13 protein-coding genes are annotated in these 19,904 nt (G+C 47.3%); 11 read left to right on the top strand and 2 right to left on the bottom strand.

What is annotated here, in order from left to right; translation table 11 throughout:
• Window positions 1–184: 184 nt before the first annotated feature.
• Window positions 185–2,992: a TonB-dependent receptor gene (locus JFT56_RS10250; RefSeq protein WP_198780015.1), complete on the bottom strand. Its 2,808-nt coding sequence runs from the start codon at window positions 2,990–2,992 to the stop codon at window positions 185–187.
• A 572-nt stretch (window positions 2,993–3,564) separates the two neighbouring features.
• Between JFT56_RS10250 and JFT56_RS10245 the strand changes: the two genes are divergently transcribed.
• The 7 genes from JFT56_RS10245 to JFT56_RS10215 all read left to right on the top strand — a co-directional run bounded on the left by JFT56_RS10245 (window position 3,565) and on the right by JFT56_RS10215 (window position 13,883).
• Window positions 3,565–6,930 (top strand): LamG-like jellyroll fold domain-containing protein, encoded by a 3,366-nt coding sequence (locus JFT56_RS10245; protein ID WP_198780014.1) that lies wholly within the window; start codon window positions 3,565–3,567, stop codon window positions 6,928–6,930.
• 259 nt (window positions 6,931–7,189) lie between these two features.
• Window positions 7,190–8,086, top strand: a complete 897-nt coding sequence (locus tag JFT56_RS10240) for an SMP-30/gluconolactonase/LRE family protein (RefSeq protein WP_198780013.1) — start codon at window positions 7,190–7,192, stop codon at window positions 8,084–8,086.
• A 250-nt stretch (window positions 8,087–8,336) separates the two neighbouring features.
• A complete protein-coding gene (locus tag JFT56_RS10235; RefSeq protein WP_198780012.1) occupies window positions 8,337–10,010 on the top strand; it encodes a ribulokinase in 1,674 nt (557 codons plus the stop codon).
• 1 nt (window position 10,011) lies between these two features.
• Window positions 10,012–10,707 carry an L-ribulose-5-phosphate 4-epimerase gene (locus tag JFT56_RS10230; protein WP_011626173.1) on the top strand — a complete coding sequence of 232 codons (696 nt, stop codon included), beginning with the start codon at window positions 10,012–10,014 and terminating at the stop codon, window positions 10,705–10,707.
• Window positions 10,708–10,745: 38 nt separating this feature from the next.
• The gene (gene araA, locus JFT56_RS10225) at window positions 10,746–12,248 is read left to right on the top strand and encodes an L-arabinose isomerase (RefSeq protein WP_198780011.1); all 1,503 of its coding nucleotides are present in this window, start codon (window positions 10,746–10,748) and stop codon (window positions 12,246–12,248) included.
• A gap of 76 nt (window positions 12,249–12,324) precedes the next feature.
• Window positions 12,325–12,933: an HAD family hydrolase gene (locus tag JFT56_RS10220; RefSeq protein WP_198780010.1), complete on the top strand. Its 609-nt coding sequence runs from the start codon at window positions 12,325–12,327 to the stop codon at window positions 12,931–12,933.
• Between the two features lie 233 nt (window positions 12,934–13,166).
• Window positions 13,167–13,883, top strand: a complete 717-nt coding sequence (locus JFT56_RS10215) for a FadR/GntR family transcriptional regulator (protein WP_099458086.1) — start codon at window positions 13,167–13,169, stop codon at window positions 13,881–13,883.
• A gap of 107 nt (window positions 13,884–13,990) precedes the next feature.
• Here JFT56_RS10215 and JFT56_RS10210 read toward each other — a convergent pair whose 3' ends face one another.
• Window positions 13,991–14,977 (bottom strand): glycoside hydrolase family 43 protein, encoded by a 987-nt coding sequence (locus JFT56_RS10210; RefSeq protein ID WP_198780009.1) that lies wholly within the window; start codon window positions 14,975–14,977, stop codon window positions 13,991–13,993.
• 185 nt (window positions 14,978–15,162) lie between these two features.
• Here JFT56_RS10210 and JFT56_RS10205 point away from each other — a divergent pair, with 185 nt between their 5' ends.
• The 4 genes from JFT56_RS10205 (at window position 15,163) to JFT56_RS10190 (ending at window position 19,900) form a co-directional block, all read left to right on the top strand.
• A complete protein-coding gene (locus JFT56_RS10205; RefSeq protein WP_198780008.1) occupies window positions 15,163–16,896 on the top strand; it encodes an IlvD/Edd family dehydratase in 1,734 nt (577 codons plus the stop codon).
• Between the two features lie 60 nt (window positions 16,897–16,956).
• Window positions 16,957–17,727: an SDR family NAD(P)-dependent oxidoreductase gene (locus JFT56_RS10200; RefSeq protein ID WP_198780007.1), complete on the top strand. Its 771-nt coding sequence runs from the start codon at window positions 16,957–16,959 to the stop codon at window positions 17,725–17,727.
• Window positions 17,728–17,806: 79 nt separating this feature from the next.
• Window positions 17,807–18,862: an aldose epimerase family protein gene (locus tag JFT56_RS10195; protein ID WP_198780006.1), complete on the top strand. Its 1,056-nt coding sequence runs from the start codon at window positions 17,807–17,809 to the stop codon at window positions 18,860–18,862.
• Window positions 18,863–18,958: 96 nt separating this feature from the next.
• Window positions 18,959–19,900 (top strand): ABC transporter substrate-binding protein, encoded by a 942-nt coding sequence (locus JFT56_RS10190; protein ID WP_198780005.1) that lies wholly within the window; start codon window positions 18,959–18,961, stop codon window positions 19,898–19,900.
• The last annotated feature ends 4 nt before the right edge of the window (window positions 19,901–19,904 follow it).

Here is a 19,904-nt window from a genome sequence, read left to right as displayed (position 1 = left end):
TAGCCAATCCAGCCCATTATCGCGTTTCTATTCCTATAAACGGATGTCACTTTAAAAAGGGTTAATCTTTTTTGTGTCTATCGTAAAAATAATCAAGAAAAAAACAATATACTGATTTTATTAAAAAAGTAAAAAAGCTAATCCTAGGATTAGCTTTTTGGGTTTAAACAAAGGATGTGCTTGATTAGAACGAGTAACGCACACCCAGTGCAAAGGTTCGAGTGTAAATACTGTTGGTACGGTTAAAGAGTACTGAGTCTTCGTAGTATTCCTGATACACATCATCCAGTAGATTGGTCGCATCGAAGCTCAATACTAAGTCATCCGTGATGTTATAGCTTAACTGGAAGTCCAATGACTGCTCGGGTTTACGATAAATACCGCGAGGCATTGCAAAGTTAGGCGCATCATAGGAGTTTAAGAACTCGCTACGCCATGTATAAGACATACGCGCGCTGAAAACCTCTTTATCGTAAATTAACACTGCGCTGTAGGACTCATCGGACACCCCAAACATATCGCGGGTTGTCACACCAATTTGCTCTCCCGTGTCTGAATCATATTCAGGAATATCCTGAGATGAATCTAGCAGAGTCGCACTTAACTGTGTGCCTAAACCGTCTAACAGGCTTGGCAAACCATCAGGGAAGTAGACTGCACCTAACTCAACCCCAGTCAACTTACCGTTTGAGGTGTTACCGGGGCGGTTAAGAATGTAGGCTTCTTCAACCCCATCACCATCATAGTCATAGAGCGTGGTCGATAGAGAGTTATATACCAGTCCTTCGATATCGCGGCGGAAGTAGGTACCGTAAATCGAATTACCATTACCAAAATAATATTCTAGGGTTAGGTCGTAGTTTTTCGAGGTTACAGGTTCTAAATCAGGGTTACCGCCACTGGCTGAACCATAATTCGTATTAGATAAGTCTGGTACGTAATAGGTAAAAGAGTTCAAATCAGCAAAGGCGGGTTGACGAATAGTCTCGGTATAGGCAAAGCGAGCGACTAAATCATCGGTTAGCCAGTACCGCATCACCAAACTCGGCAACAGTTTGGACGTATCTGTGGTATCGCTGCTAACGGCGGTATAAACATTGTCATTAGCGTCTTTGGCATCATTGTCAAAGAAGTCCATATCCGCTTTAGTGCCTTCGTAACGAACGCCCATTTGACCATCTAAACGCTTACCGAAGACTTCAGTGTCAAAGTCGGCCATCAGGTAACCAGCCCAAGCTTGTTCAGAAATATCAAAGGTCTTCATGAGTTGTAGCTGTCTGGCATCAAAGCCCCAGAGTTCCTCATACTGACTGCGGTTTTTGTGTAGGTTATAGCCATTGATTACCGCCCACGCATCAGGCACATTCGCGCGGCCTTCAAAGAAGCCCGATGTCACCATATACATGGAAGGGTCTAAATCCGCATAGGCAATCTTCTTCGCGCTGCTGACAGCACGGCTGAAGTTAGTCGCACTGCGTTTTTCATAGCGCGCCCCAAATTGCAATTTAGTGAAAATAGCGTAATCCACATACAGACTGCCATCCATAGTCCAAGACAAGGAATCCCCTTCGTCTTTACTACCATTATCAAAGAAATCAGCAGTTTGCCATAGATCTGGATTAGTCATATCAGACTCATCCAGAGCGGTATCTGGATTATCTAAATAAGTCCAACTTGGGATACCATCGTCAGCATTGGCATCAATCGCTACACCATAAGCCGTTGTATCGCCGCGCATTGCAGCAAATTCATTTTCATAGGTGCTTTGTTGGTAAACAAATTCAGACTTTAATTGGAACTCATCGGTAAGATCCCATTTACCCCCTAAGGCAAACACATAGCTATCAGTACTGGCTTTCGTGTAATCGCCACTGGTAAAGTTGTAGGCATTATAGGCAGTACGTGATTTAACGACGTTTGTCCCATCGTATACTTCGATACCATCCTCGATGACTTGCTGCCAGTTTGCAGAGGAATCGACAAAGCTAAACAACATAGAGTTAAAGTTTTCATTGCGATAGCCATTGTAGAAGGCTTCAAAGGTATATTCTGAAGTGTCATTGGGAGCCCACTGCAGTGAAATATTAAAAGCAGGGCGTTCACGCTCGCCCTCGAGAACATTACCAAACATCGCGTCGCGAGCCAGTAGATATTCTTTACCATCTATGGTGGCGCCTGCGCTGGTATCAATACCGTGGGCAGAACCAACGTTCCAACCGCTAGTGATGCGAGTGCCATCTTCAACAAAGTAAGGGAAAGAAGCACCGGGAGACACGGTTTCGTCTTTATAGTTGGTGCGAATATAGGAGACGTTAACTAAGGCGCCGACTTCACCAATGCCAGTATCCCAGCGATCACTTGCTAGGGCACTGAAGTTAGGGTCGATAGTATCGGGCTGATCGGAATAAATGCCTTTTGCAGCAACGGAAACTTTACTGTCTTCAAAATCAAAGGGTCTATGGGTGCGAATATCAATTTGACCTGCAATGCCACTACCCACTTGCGCCGATGAACGGGTTTTAAAGACTTCAACGCTACCTAACAGGGCGGCGGGAATATCGGCAATCGCGACAGAGCGGCCCGTTGAGGTGAAGATCTGACGGCCGTTGACTGTGGTTGTCACATCCGTTAAACCACGAATACTGACAGTGTTGGTTTCACCGCTGGCGCGGTCCGTCACCTGAACGCCAGTGACGCGTTGCAGGGCTTCAACCAGGTTATTATCCGGAAACTTACCAATATCTTCGGCAACGATGGCATCAACCACTTGGATATTTTGGCGTTTAAGTTCTACTGCTTTATTTAAACTGCCGCGGATCCCTTGAACTTGAATGATCTCCATCTCTTCGTTGTTATTTTGCGGTTTTGGCGCGGTTTGTTGAGCAGGCTCTTCTACCTGACGCTCTTGTGTGGCTTCAACATCTGCCGCATAAGTCGCTTGACTGGCAAGAGCAAGCAAAATAGCACTTGCCAAATAAGTCTGTTTAAACATCTAGTTAATCTCCGGTAGTTTATTATTTGACCCGGTAGCCTAAGACACCATCTGACGTCCCGGTCTTTTTTTATTCCACTTCAGAGTCACGGACATCCCCACTGTGTCCCTGAAAATTTAGAATTTTGTAGCGTACTTTGCACTTCGGTATGCCGGTAACATTCCAGCAGACGAAGTTAATAACTTATCAAAACTGTTAAAATCATATTGTATGACTATTGTTATGTCAACTCACTGTTTGCCGTTATGGAAAGGTTGTGTCACATTTCTTTAAAATGCGTTTTAAGTTAAATAAATCAGTATTATTCACTTTTAAAACAGTGGGTTGTTTAGATTTGTTTTGTGTCGTTAATGAAGTTACAACTGTGTTTGAAGTTTTTAATCCCCCCATTTTTGCTGACCTTCACGTAAAAACTCATAAATCTCCGTCACAAGATATTTACTTCTTTGCCTAGCGTGTTAATGTAACTTTAGTGTTACAGTAGTATTGTATTACTTTTAAATTAATGCAGTAATACATTGATACACGATTACCCTAACTATCAAACACAACAATAAAAGGAACGACGCTCATGGTGCTTAAACGCTCATTCGTGTCAGCAAGCTTGATCATGGCACTAGCCGCCTGTGGTGGGGACGACAGCAGCTACAGTGCTAACGACACAAATACCTTTACACCTCCCGCCCCAGTGATATCCGCGGACCCGAAAGTCGCAGGTGAGGTGAGCTATAAAAATGCAGTGGTTCATGATCCTTCCATCATTAAAGATACCGATGGCACTTATTATGTTTTCGGCTCCCACCTTGCCGTTGCCAGTTCAACGGATTTAATGAACTGGACTCAACTGGCCTCGGATGGTGTTGCCACAAGCACGCTGTTTAACACCTATGCCACTGAAATTGCTGAAGGAACGACATGGACGGGCGGGTTTGTCGGCTCATGGGCACCGGATGTGATAAAACTTGCCGACGGTAAGTACCATTTCTATTACGATTTTTGTGGTGGCCCAGATAAGGTTGATTGCGTATCGCGCTCTTATTTGGGGATCGCAACTTCGGACAATATTTTAGGCCCCTATGTTAACCAAGGGCTGATCTTAAAATCAGGGCATGTTGGGGCAGAAAACCCCGGCGCTAATGGCCAAAACTACAATGGTTTTGTTGACCCGAACGCCATAGATCCAGCCGTGTTTTACGATAAAGATGGCGGCCTATGGATGACCTATGGTTCCTATTCTGGCGGGATCTGGGTGATGCAGTTAGATCCGGCGACGGGCAAACCGCTCGCGGATCAAGGCTATGGCACTAAGATCATGGGGGGCAATTACAGTGCGATTGAAGGCTCCTACGTCATCTATAGCCCAGAATCTGAATACTATTATATGTTTACCTCCTTTGGTGGCTTTGCTCAAAAAGACGGTTACAACATCCGTATCTCACGTTCTAAAAATCCCAACGGCCCCTATGTCGATGCCGCAGGTCTCGATATGATTGGCGCGACAGCCGCGGGCAATATTGCCGATTATGGCGTCAAGCTGATGGGCGGTTTCCAATTTGTGGCTTATCCCGGCGATGTTGGTAATGATCACGGCTACCTGTCACCCGGCCATAACTCAGCTTTTTATGATGCACAAACGGGTAAATACTTTTTGGTATTCCATACGCGTTTCCCCGATATGGGTGAAGGTCACAGCGTGCGTGTGCATGAAATGTTCCTTAACAGCGATGGTTGGTTAGTCGCCTCACCGCAACGTTATGCCAGCATCAACGGCGCTAATATTGTCGACGAAATCGATGTGACGGGTGATTATCAATTTATTAATCACGCTAAAGATATTAATACCGCGGCACATAAATCAGTCCATGTGAAGTTATCACGCACTTGGACTAATAAGGGCAGTGTGTCTGGCGATGTCACCGGCACGTACCAGCAAGGTGATGACAATCAAATCACCTTAACATTGGATGATTTGGGGACATTCGAAGGCGTGCTCGCTTGGCAGTGGGACCCTGAGCAAAACAAACTGATGCCCACCTTTAGTGCCATTTCCAATGAAGGGCTGAGTATTTGGGGCGTGAAGCTTACCGATAAAACCACCGATGAGATTTTATCGGCAGCGGCAAATGGCATTAGTCTACCGACCGAGGCCACCGAAGGCATGATCGCCTTACCGACCGAAGGCACCCGTGGGGCGACGATTGCGTGGCAATCGAGTGATGAGTCAGTGATCCGCGCCGATGGCACCATTATTCGGCCCAATGTGGGCGAGGGCGATAAGGTCGTGACCTTAACTGCGACTATTGTGGTCAATGGCAAGAAGGTGACTAAAACCTTCCAAATTACCGTATTTGCCCGTAAGACTTATAACCGTATTGCACAGTACAGCTTCGAGAATAACCTCAAGGATTCATTAGGACTCTTTGCCGAAGGTCAACCGACGGGCGATCGTATCTTCAAAGCGGCAGATGCCATAGATTACGCCACAGGCTTTGAAGGACAATCATTGTCATTAGATGGTGCCCACGGGGTTTTACTGCCATCCGGTATTATCTCAAGTTATGAGTACACTGTGTCTTTCTGGGCGAATCCGGCCGTCATTACTGGGTTTACCACCGCATTCTTCGGTGCGGCTAATGAGCAAACCGCAGAAGATGGTAGCAAGTTTTCCAATACTTGGGTAAGCCTGCTGCCACAGGGCTGGGACGGCAATACCATGTTCTGGAGTCACAATATCGATAACAGCGGCAGTTCGGTGATTGAAACCTGGTTTGACGGTGTGACAGGGGAACGTATTGCAGAAAACACTTGGTCGCACTTGGCTTTCTCGGTTAATAAGGGGCTGGTAAAAGTCTTTATTAATGGGGTAGAGAAATTCAGCAGCGGTAACCTGAGCAACTATTTTACCGGTGCAGAGGGCGTTTTCGGTCTAGGCGTGAACTACTGGGATCTGCCATACAACGGTCTTATCGATGAGCTTAAAGTGTATGAGGCGGCATTAAGTGCCGAAGAAGTCAAAGCTCTGGATATCGATAAGTTACCCGACAGTGAACTGTTATCCTCGGCAACCGCGATCCTTGATCTAGGTGACTTATCGGCGGTGCGTGATAATATCGAACTGCCGATAACGGGCCCCTATGCCTCGGCGATTTCGTGGACCTCTTCCGAGCCAACGATTATCGACACCCGTGGCACAGTCACTCAGCCGGGCCGTGAGGATACAGATAAAGTGGTGACCTTAACGGCAACCTTAAAACTCGGTCAAGCGACACAGACGAAAGTCTTTACAGCAACCGTTAAGTCTAAGGCGCCGCCATCACCCGTAGCGGTCTACAGTTTTGAAGACAATCTTAGCGACAGTACGGCTAACTTCGGTGCGGGTACGGTTGTGGGTGATAAGATTGGCATTGCCGGCGGTAATATCAGCTACGCCGATGGCGCGGTAGGTAAAGCGGCGGTCTTTGATGGTGCCTCTGGTATTGTGCTGCCAAATAACCTTATCAAAGACTACACCTACTCAGTATCTATGTGGCTCAATCCAGAGCAACTGAATAAATACACCACGGCACTGTTTGGCTATGCGACGGATTCCAGCTGGACCAGCGTGTTACCGGGTGGTCAAAATGATTATGAGCGCGTTGTGTTATGGTCAGGCACGGCTTGGTACGACGGTAAAACCGATTTTGTGATGCCAAAAGCGCAGTGGACACACCTCGCGTACACAGTAAATGGCGGTGATGTGAAGGTGTATCTCAACGGCGAGCTGAAGTTTACCGGGGCTAACTTCCCGAATATCTTCTCTGTGCCAACGACTAAGTTTGCTGTAGGCGTGAACTTGTGGGATGTGCCTTTCAAAGGCGCAATCGATGAAATCAAGTTCTACGACGAAGCGATTACTGAACAAGATGTAACTGATTTATTTGGCGAGTCTAATCAATAATCCGCATGAGCTGGCGATACTAAAAGCACCCATTCGGGTGCTTTTTTATTGCCTGATGCCCAATTGTCACTCGATACTCAAGCGTTTTGCGCCAAAGGATGACGGAATCGACGCCAAATAGCTTTTAAAACATGACCTTTGGTACCGTTGCCACAAATTGAGTTGCGATACATTTATCTTTTACTTTGTCCTTGCTTCATCCCATAGGTTGTTTAAGAATAAGGCTTTTGGGATAAATGGGCGGGTTTCTGAGTCAATCATGCAAACGGTGACGGTCGGCGAGTTGTTGATGACCATTCCTGTGGGAAACCGCCTTGGTGAAGGCGTGTTATGGGATGAGTTACACCAATTGATTTGGTGGACCGACATTTTATCCTCCGTCATTTATCGTTTTCATTTACCTACCCATACCCTCGAAACCCTCCCCATGCCTCACCGTGTCGGTTCCTTCGGCCTTACTGCAAATCCAATGATGCTTATCGTCGCTTTCGATATAGGCATTGCACACTATGATATTGAACATCAAAAGATTAAATGGCTGGCTCAGCCAGAGTCTCAGATTGAGGGAAATCGTTTCAATGATGGTCGTATCGATAGGCAAGGGCGCTTTTGGGCGGGCACTATGGTGGAAAGGCGCGATCATCAGCAGCAATGTGCCGCCCTGTATTGCATCGACGAAAAGGGGGATTGTCATCAGCGTCTAACCGATCTCGAAATCTCCAATGGCTTGTGTTGGAGTCCAGATGGGCGAACGCTTTACCATGCTGATTCACCTAAACATCAAATTTATCAATATGATTTTGATATTCGAAGCGGTCTGTTAAGCCATAAACGCCTATTTGCAACCACCAACAATAATATGTTCCCCGATGGCTCCGATGTCGATTGTGCCGGTTATCTCTGGAACGCGCAGTGGGGCGGTGGCCAAGTTGTGCGCTATCGCCCCGATGGTGAAGTTGACCTTATCCTTAAATTACCCGTCACGCATCCAACCAGCATTGCCTTTGGCGGCCCAAAGCTAGACTTACTGATTGTGACCAGCGCCAAACACGCCATTGATCCTTTAGCATTGAGCCAAGAACCACAAGCGGGAGATGTGTTTATCTACCAACTTGATGGAATATTGGGATTAACTAGCCCGCGTGTTCGCGGTTAGATTCAAACTGCCTAAAAATCATCATAAAAAGCAATAACTCCCTCGCTTAGTCGGCTAAACCAAGCCATTTCATTGTTATCCAATTCCCCTAGTGTCGTTACGATTTCAGTTCGAATGTTAAAATTTTATCACTCTACAACTAAAATCATATTGTAATACTATTAAGCTATAGTAATATTGTAGGACTAAACAATATTCACTCTAGCTGCGTGAACCGAATAGGGCGCAGAGTTAATGTACGGGGATGCAAATGTCGAATGTTTTAGGCTCTTACGCATTAGGGCTAGATTACGGCTCTGATTCAGTGCGCGCGTTATTGGTTGATACTCAAACTGGCGCAGAAGTAGCGACTAATGTGGTGTACTACCCACGTTGGAAGAAGGGACTTTTTTGCGAGCCCGCAAAGAATCAATTTAGACAACATCCCCTCGACTACATCGAAAGTTTGATAGAAGTAGTGCAAGGCCTATGGGCCAAAGCCCCCAGTGGCGCTGCGCAAAGAGTCTGTGGCCTAAGCGTTGATACCACAGGTTCAACCCCTATAGCAGTGGATGAAGCCGGCGTTGCCTTAGCCTTAAAACCGGAATTTGCGAATAATCCCAACGCGATGTTTTTGCTTTGGAAAGATCACAGTGCGATTCTCGAAGCTCAGCAAATTACCGCCGCCGCTAAGGATTCAAGCGAAAATTACCTGAAATATGAAGGGGGAATTTATTCCTCTGAATGGTTTTGGGCAAAGGCCTTATTCGTACTGCGCCATGACAGCGCGGTAAGACAAGCCGCCTATAGCTGGGTCGAGCACTGTGATTGGATCACGGCGTTAATGACGGGGACTACACATCCAAAAATCTTTAAGGCTGGGCGCTGCGCCGCCGGTCATAAAGTGATGTGGCACGAGTCATGGAATGGTTATCCACCCAATGACTTTTTCGTTGGCATCGACCCTTTACTCGATGGTTTAAGAGACAAACTACCCCTTGAAACCTGCACATCCGACACGGTTTGTGGCCAGCTAACCCCAGAGTGGGCGCAGCATCTGGGGCTATCGACCGAGGTTATAGTGTCATTTGGCTCATTCGATTGCCACGCGGGTGCCGTTGGCGCGAATGTTAAGCCCGGCGTATTAACTAAGGTGATGGGTACCTCCACCTGCGATATCACGGTCGCCAGCTATGAGGATATAGGTGAGCGTTGTATTAAAGGGATTTGCGGTCAAGTCGATGGCTCCGTATTGCCCGGCATGATTGGCCTTGAAGCGGGTCAGTCCGCCTTTGGCGATCTCTACGCTTGGTTTAGGGAACTCACCTCTTGGCCGATTCAACAGCTGGATACTTCAGCGCTGTTTGATGACGACACCCGAGCCAAACTTATTCAGCAATTAGAGTCCGAAACCTTAACCGTGCTGGGCAATGCGGCGGCTAAGCTCCCCGTTGGCGAGACAGGTATCGTCGCGCTGGATTGGATTAACGGACGCCGCACCCCCGATGCCGACCAATCGGTGGCCATGGCTATCACAGGCTTAACCATGGGCAGTCAGGCGCCGCAGGTATTCAAAGCCCTAGTGGAAGCCAGCGCCTATGGCGCACGGGCCATTATCGAGCGCTTCAAGCAGGAGGGCGTCTGCATTGACCATGTGGTCACCATAGGTGGGATCTCGAAAAAGTCCGACTTTATTATGCAAACCTGCGCCGATGTGTGGAATTGCAATATCGACGTGCTCGAGAGCGAGCAAAGCTGTGCCCTCGGCGCCGCCATTTATGCCGCAACCGCCGCCGGGGTTTATCCCGATGTGCTGACTGCTCAAACCGCCATGGCCTCAAAAGTGGCGAAAACCTATCAGCCCAATCCTGAAAATGCACAGAAATATCAAGCGCTTTATCAAGCGTACTTAGCCCTTGGCCACTATGTTGATGGAGCGAAATAAGATGTCTTTTTTAGAGCTAAAACGGGAAGTGTACGAAGCCAACATGGAGCTTGAGAAACGCAAACTGGTGACCTACACCTTTGGCAACGTTTCACAAATTGACCGCCAACTCGGCGTCATTGGTATCAAGCCCAGCGGCGTGCCCTATGAAGATTTGAAGGTTGAAGACATAGTGATTGTTGACCTTGAGAATCAAATCGTCGAAGGGCGCATGCGTCCTTCATCCGATACCAAAACGCACACCTATTTGTATCGCCAGTGGCAGAGTATCGGTGGCATCACGCACACCCATTCGACCTATGCCACCGCGTGGGCGCAGGCACAGATAGCGATTCCCTGCTTAGGGACTACACAGGCCGATTATGTGTACGGTGAAATCCCATGCACAGCTGTGATGCGCAATGATCAGATAAGCCGCGACTACGAAGAAGAAACCGGCGTGCAGATCCTCGATTGCTTCGCCGACCGAGATCCCAACGAGTCGCCCATGGTGATAGTGGCGGGCCATGCGCCGTTTACTTGGGGCGCCAATGCGGCTAAATCCGTGTATCACGCCGTATTGCTCGAAGAAATCGCGCGGATGGCGTATCTCACCAAAACATTATCACCAGGTATAAGTCAGTTAAAACAAGAGCTTATTGATAAGCACTATTTGCGCAAGCATGGAAAAGATGCTTATTACGGCCAAAGCAAGTAATTGCCAGTCGGGTCTCATTTCAAACTAGAGAGAGTAATATGAAAGCCTTCAAACAAAAACAAGTGTGGTTTATTACGGGGTCACAGGATTTATACGGCCCGAAAGTGTTAGAGCAAGTCGCCAAAAACAGTGAACAAATCGTTCATGGCTTCAATGCATCCTCATCCATGTCAATGGAAGTGGTGTATAAGCCAACGGTAAAATCCCCACGGGAAATCCACGCCGTGTGCCAAGCGGCCAACAGTGATGAAAACTGTGTCGGTGTTATCCTGTGGATGCACACTTTCTCTCCCGCGAAGATGTGGATTGCTGGCCTTAATGAGTTAAGCAAGCCATTCATGCACTTACATACTCAGTTCAATGCCGAGCTCCCCTGGAGCGACATCAATATGAACTACATGAACACCCACCAAAGTGCCCACGGTTGCCGCGAATTTGGTTTTATCGGTACCCGTATGCGTAAAGAGCGCAAAGTGGTTGTGGGTCACTGGCAATCGAGCGATGTGCAGGCACAGATTGATGATTGGTGCCGCGCCGCGGCGGGTTGGCACGAGAGCCAAAACCTACGAATCGCCCGCTTTGGTGACAATATGCGTCAAGTGGCCGTGACCGAAGGCGACAAGGTTGCCGCGCAAATTCAATTTGGTTACGAAGTGCATGCCTACAGCTTGGGTGAACTCAATGAGGCTATCGATGCCATTGCCGAAGGAGATGTGAGTGCGCAACTCGACCGTTACGCCAGCGAATACCAGGTGGGTAACGAGCTATTTGGTGATGAATACCAGTTAGACCGTTTAAGAAAAGAAGCCAAGATTGAACTCGGCTTAACCCAGTTTTTAACCCAAGGCCAATTTGGCGCCTTCACTAACTGCTTCGAAAACCTCACCGGCATGACAGGCTTGCCGGGACTGGCGACCCAACGTCTAATGGCGAACGGTTTTGGTTACGGCGGCGAAGGTGACTGGAAAACCGCGGCCATGGTACGCATTATGAAGGTCATGGGCCAAGGCCGTGCGGGCGGCACTTCCTTTATGGAGGATTACACCTATAACTTTGGCGAGACAGATCAAGTCCTCGGCGCCCACATGTTAGAAGTGTGTCCCTCGATTGCTGCTGCAAAACCGCGTTTAGAAGTTCACCGCCACACCATTGGTGTGCGTTGTGACGTGCCACGTCTGTTGTTTACCGGCAAAGCGGGCCCAGCAATCAACGTATCGACAATCGATTTAGGTAACCGTTTCCGTATCATTCTCAATGAATTAGATACGGTAACGCCGCCACAGGAACTGCCAAATCTGCCAGTAGCGTCTGCGCTATGGGAGCCACGTCCGAATTTATCGATAGCGGCAGCAGCCTGGATCCACGCCGGTGGCGCTCACCACTCGGCCTATAGTCAAGCGATCACCACAGATCAGATTGTCGACTTTGCCGAAATGGCCGGCGCTGAACTGGTTATCATCGATGCCGATACTAAGATCCGCGAGTTTAAGAATGAACTTCGCCAAAATTCCGTTTATTACGGTTTAGCAAGAGGGTTATAATTCTTGCGCAGGAACAAAGCCGCCCTCGGGCGGCTTTCATTTTTCTGGAACCATTCATTTCATAGGGTTAACACAGATGTATACAGAATTTGACGGCATTATTTTCGATATGGATGGCACCTTAGTCGACAGCGGTCAGTTGCATGAACAGGCATGGCGACAAACCTTAAAGCACTTTGGGATCCCGATTGATCCGGCCCTGATGCGCTCCTTGGCGGGCGTGCCGACCATAGGCACCTTAGAGATCTTGATTGCCCATTTTGGTGTCACGCCGTCGGCCAGTTGTGAGGCCATGAATGAATATAAAGAAGCCCTAGTACGTGACACTATGCATTTATACGTTAAACCGACGGCATTAGCAGAATTTGCGAAGCTGAACCATGGCAAACGTCCAATGGCGGTCGGTACAGGCGCCTACACAGAGGAAGCGATTCAAATTTTAACCCTGTGTGGCTTGCTGGAGTTGGTGGACCATGTGGTGGGGGCTGACCAAGTCGATTCGCCCAAACCGGCGCCGGATACTTTTTTACGCTGCGCCGAGCTGATGGGCATAGCGCCAGCGCGCTGCATTGTCTTTGAAGATGCGAAAGCGGGCATACAAGCCGCCGAAGCGGCGGGGATGTTTGTGGTCGATGTGCACGCAGAACTTAAGATTGAAAATGACTATTTTCTGTCTATCGAATAGCCTTTACTCGCTTGTACAACCACTGGGTAAAACTTAAGAATAGGCTTTACAATGTAAAACTTTGGGGTAAGGTAAGGAGTTAAGTTTGAGGAAATTCCCATAAATTCTTAGCGTTAACAAAAATTTTATTACCTTTATCATGAAAGGTAGTATCATAACATTTGTTTATTAGCGTTAAGCACCTTATCCAGCTGATTGGATTGAGTACAGAGATAGAGATTTAAGAGGGCACTATGGCAAATCAGGCAAATAACCGGCCGCAGAATATCCATAACTGGGTGGCAAGCGAATTAGGTTCGCGCATTGTGGGCGGCTTTTATGCGCCGGGTGAGTATATCCCTAACGAAAATGCCATTTGTGAAGAACTCGAAGTGTCGCGCACCTCCTTAAGGGAAGCCTTTAAGGTGCTCACGGCAAAAGGACTTATCGAGTCTCGTCCTAAGCTTGGCACCCGCATTCGTGAGCGCCGCCACTGGAATATGTTCGATCCGGTGATCTTAAACTGGTTTTCCCAATCTAAACCATCCCCTGAGTTTTACACGTCACTCTATGAAATTCGTGCCGTGTTTGAACCCGCAGCGGCGGAACTGGCCGCGAAGAAACGCACCCCAGAGCAGCTTGAGGTGATTGCGGCAGCCTACGCCAAGATGGAAGCGGCCGAGTTAGGTACGGATGAAGTCTATACCTCGGATATCGATTTCCATATGGCGATTTTAGATGCGACCAATAACGAATTTATGGTGTCACTCGGCGTCTCTATTCAGTCGGCACTGTTGGAAATTTTTAGATTAAGTAGCACGATTCAGGATGACTTTATTCAATCGCTCCCAGGACATAAGGCTATTTATACAGCGATAGCCGCAGGGGATAGCGAACGGGCGAAGGCTGAGATGAATAAATTGCTCTCGACTTCCCAAGACACAGTGCATAAAAATATCGAGCGTAAATAACGGCTTGCTGATTTTCAAAACCGCTGATTTTTAGCGATGCTGTCAATAAAAAAGGTGAACTCAGGTTCACCTTTTTTATTCTTTTTTGGGGCGAGCGATTGATGGGGTTACTGCGGCTCGCTGATGCCTTCGCTCGTCATATGAATGCGCTTTATGGTGCCATCGGCGTTGTAGTACAGTGGGTCAATGGCGACTGAACGTCTAAATTCGCCGCCGCCATCCTGCGATGCGCCCGTATGGTAGATAAAGTAGGATTTCCCTTTAAATTCAATGATGGCTTGATGGTTCGTCGGCGAGTTGCCTGCTACTTCATTTAAGATCCCTTGGTACTTCCAGGGTCCCAGAATGCTATCACTGGTGGCATAGGCAATTTTTTCAGGAAAGCCCGAGGCGTATGAAAGATAATAGGTTTTATCTTTTTTATGTACCCAGAGTGCTTCGGTAAAGTTTGGAATATCAATCGAATGAATTGGGCCATCGAGTTCAATCATGTTTGCTTGTAGCTTGGCAAATCTTGGCTTAGTGTTCCCCCAAAAGAGATAGGCTTGCTTGTCATCGTCGATAAAGACCGCAGGGTCGATATCATCCCAATCAATCTCAGTGTCTGTGGTCATGTCGTTGGTGATAAGGGCACTGCCGCGGGCATCCTTGAAGGGGCCAAGTGGACTATCGGCAAGTGCAACACCGATGGCAAAGCCATTGATTTTGTTGTGCCTTGCCGTGACATACCAGTAATACTTACCATCCTTCTCAATCACATGGCTTGCCCATGCATCACCCTTTGCCCAGCTAAAATCCTTCACCGATAACTTGCTGCCATGGGCCGTCCAGTTGTGCATATCCTTAGAGCTAAAGACCAGCCAGTCATGCATTTCAAAGAAGGTGCGATTGTCCTTTGCGACGTCATGGCCAGTGTAAAGATAAACCGTATCTTGATGGGCTGTATCTCGATGCACTATAGCAGCGGGATCGGCGGTAAATACATCCGTAAACAAAGGGTTAGCAGCAACTGCCGCTGTACTTACCGTGGTGCTCAATGCCAAACAAGCACTCACACAAACATTCACACAAATACTAGAAAATGCCTTTTTCATACTTCCTCTATTGTTTTTTGATATTTTAGTATTATAGTAATACCAATACTTTTACGTGCTAGCAATATTAAAGTACAAATTGTTAACTCAGGGCATAGCGTGCGTTTGATCTTAAAAAGCTGAGTTTTGTACGAATCGCTCAATAGGTCGGGCAGGGCACGTGCTTTGGAAGACGAAGGTGTCATATGAATAATAAAAAACCGAAAACACTTCGTTCGGCAAGTTGGTTTGGTAGTGATGACAAAAATGGCTTTATGTACCGCAGTTGGATGAAAAACCAAGGCATACCCGAGCATCACTTTCAAAATAAGCCTGTGATTGGCATTTGTAATACCTGGTCAGAATTGACGCCCTGTAATGGTCATCTGCGGGAACTGGCCCAAAGGGTAAAGAATGGCATTCGTGAAGCGGGTGGTATTCCTGTTGAATTTCCAGTGTTTTCCAATGGTGAGTCCAATTTGCGCCCGAGCGCCATGTTAACGCGCAACCTTGCAGCCATGGACACCGAAGAAGCCATTCGTGGTAATCCTATCGACGGTGTTGTGCTGTTAGTAGGCTGCGATAAAACCACTCCGGCTTTATTAATGGGCGCGGCCAGTTGTGATTTACCGACAATAGTCGTTACGGGTGGGCCCATGCTCAATGGTAAGCATAAGGGCAAAGATGTGGGTTCTGGCACACTCGTGTGGGAACTGCATCAAGAATATAAAGCGGGCAACATCAGTCTCGCCGCATTTATGAATGCCGAAGCGGATATGTCCCGCTCAACGGGCACCTGTAATACGATGGGCACAGCGTCAACCATGGCCTGTATGGTTGAAACCTTAGGGGTAAGTTTGCCACACAATGCCGCGATCCCAGCGGTAGATTCCCGCCGCCAAGTGCTGGCCCATATGTCGGGAATGCGGATTGTTGATATGGTCAAAGAGGATTTGACCTTAAGTAAAATTTTAAGCCGTGATGCTTTTATTAATGCCATCAAAGTCAATGCCGCCATTGGTGGTTCAACCAACGCCGTTATCCATTTAAAGGCTATTGCCGGCAGGATAGGGGTTGAGCTGTCACTCGATGACTGGCGCCATGGCTACGCCGTACCGACCATAGTGAATCTTAAGCCTTCGGGTCAGTACTTGATGGAAGATTTTTACTATGCGGGCGGGCTGCCCGCGGTATTAAAACAATTATTTGAACATGATTTATTGAGTAAAAACACGCTCACCGCCAATGCTGCTAGCCTTTGGGACAATGTGAAAGAGGCACCCTGTTATAACCAAGAGGTGATTATGTCACTTGAAAAACCTTTGGTTGAAAACGGCGGCATTCGCGTATTGCGGGGAAACCTCGCGCCTCGCGGCGCAGTGATCAAACCCTCTGCTGCCAGCGCGCACTTGATGCAACACCGCGGCAAAGCGGTCGTGTTTGAAAGTTTTGATGATTACAACGCCCGCATCGGCGATCCTGAACTGGAGATTGATGAAACCAGTATCATGGTGCTTAAAAACTGTGGCCCGAAGGGATATCCGGGCATGGCCGAGGTCGGCAATATGGGACTTCCACCTAAGCTGTTGAAAAAAGGAATTAAAGACATGGTGAGGATTTCTGATGCGCGTATGAGTGGCACCGCCTTTGGCACAGTAGTGCTGCATGTTGCCCCAGAAGCACAAGCCCTTGGGCCACTGGCCGCCGTTCAAAATGGTGACATGATAGAGCTCGATACCTATGCAGGGATATTACAGCTGGAGATCAGCGACGAAGAGTTACAGGCGCGCCTAGCAAAACTCGCGGCGGTGAAATCCATTCCAATCAATGGTGGTTATCTGTCCCTCTTTAAAGAGCATGTGCTCCAGGCGGATGAAGGATGTGATTTTGATTTTCTCGTGGGATGTCGAGGTGCAGAGATACCCGCACATTCCCATTAAATATGAACTCGTTTTCTTTTATAATAAAACCAAATAATTATTTTAATAAAAGGTTGAGTTATGAAGTTGACTAATCAATACCCGAGTTTACAAGGGAAGACCATTTTCATCAGTGGTGGCGGTACGGGTATTGGGGCTTGCTTAGTACGGTCTTTTTTAGAGCAGGGCGCTAAGGTGGCATTTGTCGACATTTTAGTTGAGGAGTCGACTCAACTTGTCGCAGGCCTTAACCACACTCTGCCTGACGCTAGCGTGAAGTTTTATCACTGTGATTTAGTCGATGTGACGGCACTGAAAAGCGTGATTGCTCAGGTGGAAGACGATTTAGGCCCTATCTCGGTATTGATTAACAATGCCGCGTGCGATGAAAGGCATAGCATAGATGAAGTCACGCCAGAATATTGGGACCAATGCTTAAATACCAATTTGCGGCACTACTTTTTTGCCGTACAAGCGGTAAGGCCGCAAATGCAGCGGCTCGGCGGGGGTTCTGTTATCAACTTTGGATCTATGAGTTGGCACAATCGTCAAGCGGGAATGGCGGGATATACGGCCTCAAAAGCTGGCGTCATGGGCTTAACTCGAGGCTTAGCCGCCGATTTAGGGAAAGATAAAATCCGGATTAATACCTTAACGCCGGGGTGGGTGATGACAAAACGACAACTCACTCACTGGGTTGATAAAGATACGGCAAAACATATCGAAAATAACCAATGTATTAAAGAATATGTGATGCCCGAAGATATTGCTGCTATGGCATTATTTTTAGCAGCAGATGATAGCAAACTCTGCACCGCACAAAATTTTATTGTCGATGGTGGTTGGATTTAAATATCACAATAAAATTTCAGTTCATTGAATAATGAGGTGAGTGCTGAGTTTATTTTTAATAAAAGGTAAAGCACTCACCATGCAACTCTCTGTATCTAAAAAAAGCTTAGTTCACGCCGCATTTGCGGATGAATTACAATTAGTCACCCTCACTAATAGCCATGGACTAGAAGTTGTTCTCTCCAATTACGGCGCTAGCATTTGGTCGGTAAAACTTTATGGCAAAGATGAGCAACCCATTTCATTAAGTCTAGGTTATCAATATATAAATGATTGGGCGACCAATCCCTATTATTTCGGGATCACCGCCGGCCGTGTCGCGAATCGAATTGGTAAAGCACAATTCCCCTTAGCGGGTAAAATAATTCAATTAGTGGCCAATGAAGGCAATAATCAACTTCACGGTGGCCCTAAAGGATTAAGTCACTGCATTTGGCAGGTTGAGACTTTGCAGGACAGTGACAGTGTGGCGGCGGTGTTTAGCATTACCAGTCCCGATGGCGATCAAGGATTTCCGGGTAACCTTGCCATTAAGCTAGAATACCGCTTGACGGAAAACAATGAGTTAATCCTGAGTTATCAAGCCGTTTGCGATCAAACCACGCCTGTCTGTTTAACCAATCATGCCTACTGGAACCTAGCTTCTAGCAAACGACAGGGGGTTTTGGCACATGAGTTAACCATCCATGCAAGCCATATTTTGGCTCTCGATAATGAACAGATCCCAACCGGCGAATTAATTTTAGTCGACGATAGCGCCTACGATTTTAAACAACCAAAGGCAATTGCCACGGATATTAAGCAATTAGCTAATGGTTATGATCATTATTTTGTAATGGATAAAGAACCCGATAATAAAAATAACTTACAGACGATCGCTATTTTAAAAGATCCACTCTCGGGGCGAGAAATGGAAATTAGCACTACCGAACCTGGCGTGCAATTTTACAGTGGCAACTTTCTCGATGGCAGTCATATGGATGACGAAGGTTATTCCATTCATCAATTCCATGGACTCTGTTTAGAAACCCACGGTTATCCGAATGCGGTCAATATTGACCATTTTCCGAGTGTAATGCTTGAGGCAAACACGCAATATCAACAAATCACGGTACATAAGTTTAAGAATATTTAATTCAATAAAGGCGAAATAATTTTATTTGTACGGATTAGCTTGCTGTTTCAGCAGGCTAGGGGATCTCTGTTACCTAAAATGATAAAGGGAATAATTATGAAACATCATAAAATCATTACCGCATTGGGATTATGGGCTGTGAGTGCAACTTGTGCCTACGCCACTACGGTGGGCTTTTCACAGGTTGGCTCCGAGAGCGGTTGGCGAACGAGCTTCAGTGAAGCGGTCAAGGCCGAAGCCAAACAGCGGGGTATCGATTTAAAATTTGCCGACGCTCAGCAAAAACAAGAGAACCAAATCAAAGCTGTGCGTAGCTTTATTGCCCAAGGCGTGGACGCCATTATCATCGCGCCCGTGGTGGAAACAGGCTGGAAGCCAGTACTAAGAGAAGCGAAACGCGCCAACATCCCAGTAGTGATCGTGGACCGTAATATTAAGGTCGATGATGATTCCCTATTTCTCACCCGTATCGCCTCCGATTTTACCGAAGAAGGCCGCAAGATTGGCCAATGGCTCATGGATAAAACCCAAGGCAACTGTGATATTGCCGAATTACAGGGCACGGTCGGAGCAACCGCAGCGATTGATCGCGCCACAGGTTTTAACCAAGTGATTGCCACTTATCCCAATGCCAAGATAGTTCGTAGCCAAACCGGCGAATTTACCCGGGCTAAGGGTAAAGAAGTGATGGAAGGATTCCTCAAGGCGCAAAACGGTCAGCCACTGTGCGCCGTTTGGTCCCACAACGATGAAATGGCCCTCGGCGCAGTGCAAGCCATTAAAGAAGCGGGTTTAAAACCGGGTAAAGATATCCTGATTGTCTCTGTGGATGGTGTGCCCGATTACTTTAAGGCCATGGCCGATGGTGATGTGAACGCCACAGTTGAACTTAGCCCTTACTTAGGCGGCCCCGCGTTTGATGCGATTGATGCTTACCTTAAGGGTAACAAGGAGCAGCCTAAGCTTATCAGCACCACGGGTGACGTATTTACCCAAGAAACCGCTGCCGCCGAGTACGAAAAGCGCCGCCAGCAATAGTCAG

Origin of the sequence: Shewanella putrefaciens, from assembly GCF_016406305.1 — a bacterium.
GTDB classification, from domain to species: Bacteria; Pseudomonadota; Gammaproteobacteria; order Enterobacterales; family Shewanellaceae; genus Shewanella; species Shewanella putrefaciens_C.
Note: the sequence above shows the minus strand (reverse complement) of the source record. Positions and strands in the feature narration are given on the sequence as shown.

Excerpts from the sequence above, each read along its gene's own strand:
- JFT56_RS10230 (WP_011626173.1), top strand. The coding sequence starts at position 10,012 with ATGTCTTTTTTAGAGCTAAAACGGGAAGTGTACGAAGCCAACATGGAG.
- JFT56_RS10215 (WP_099458086.1), top strand. The coding sequence starts at position 13,167 with ATGGCAAATCAGGCAAATAACCGGCCGCAGAATATCCATAACTGGGTG.
- JFT56_RS10205 (WP_198780008.1), top strand. The coding sequence starts at position 15,163 with ATGAATAATAAAAAACCGAAAACACTTCGTTCGGCAAGTTGGTTTGGT.
- araA (WP_198780011.1), top strand. The coding sequence starts at position 10,746 with ATGAAAGCCTTCAAACAAAAACAAGTGTGGTTTATTACGGGGTCACAG.
- JFT56_RS10240 (WP_198780013.1), top strand. The coding sequence starts at position 7,190 with ATGCAAACGGTGACGGTCGGCGAGTTGTTGATGACCATTCCTGTGGGA.
- JFT56_RS10210 (WP_198780009.1), bottom strand. The coding sequence starts at position 14,977 with ATGAAAAAGGCATTTTCTAGTATTTGTGTGAATGTTTGTGTGAGTGCT.
- JFT56_RS10195 (WP_198780006.1), top strand. The coding sequence starts at position 17,807 with ATGCAACTCTCTGTATCTAAAAAAAGCTTAGTTCACGCCGCATTTGCG.
- JFT56_RS10220 (WP_198780010.1), top strand. The coding sequence starts at position 12,325 with ATGTATACAGAATTTGACGGCATTATTTTCGATATGGATGGCACCTTA.
- JFT56_RS10250 (WP_198780015.1), bottom strand. The coding sequence starts at position 2,992 with ATGTTTAAACAGACTTATTTGGCAAGTGCTATTTTGCTTGCTCTTGCC.
- JFT56_RS10200 (WP_198780007.1), top strand. The coding sequence starts at position 16,957 with ATGAAGTTGACTAATCAATACCCGAGTTTACAAGGGAAGACCATTTTC.
- JFT56_RS10235 (WP_198780012.1), top strand. The coding sequence starts at position 8,337 with ATGTCGAATGTTTTAGGCTCTTACGCATTAGGGCTAGATTACGGCTCT.
- JFT56_RS10190 (WP_198780005.1), top strand. The coding sequence starts at position 18,959 with ATGAAACATCATAAAATCATTACCGCATTGGGATTATGGGCTGTGAGT.
- JFT56_RS10245 (WP_198780014.1), top strand. The coding sequence starts at position 3,565 with ATGGTGCTTAAACGCTCATTCGTGTCAGCAAGCTTGATCATGGCACTA.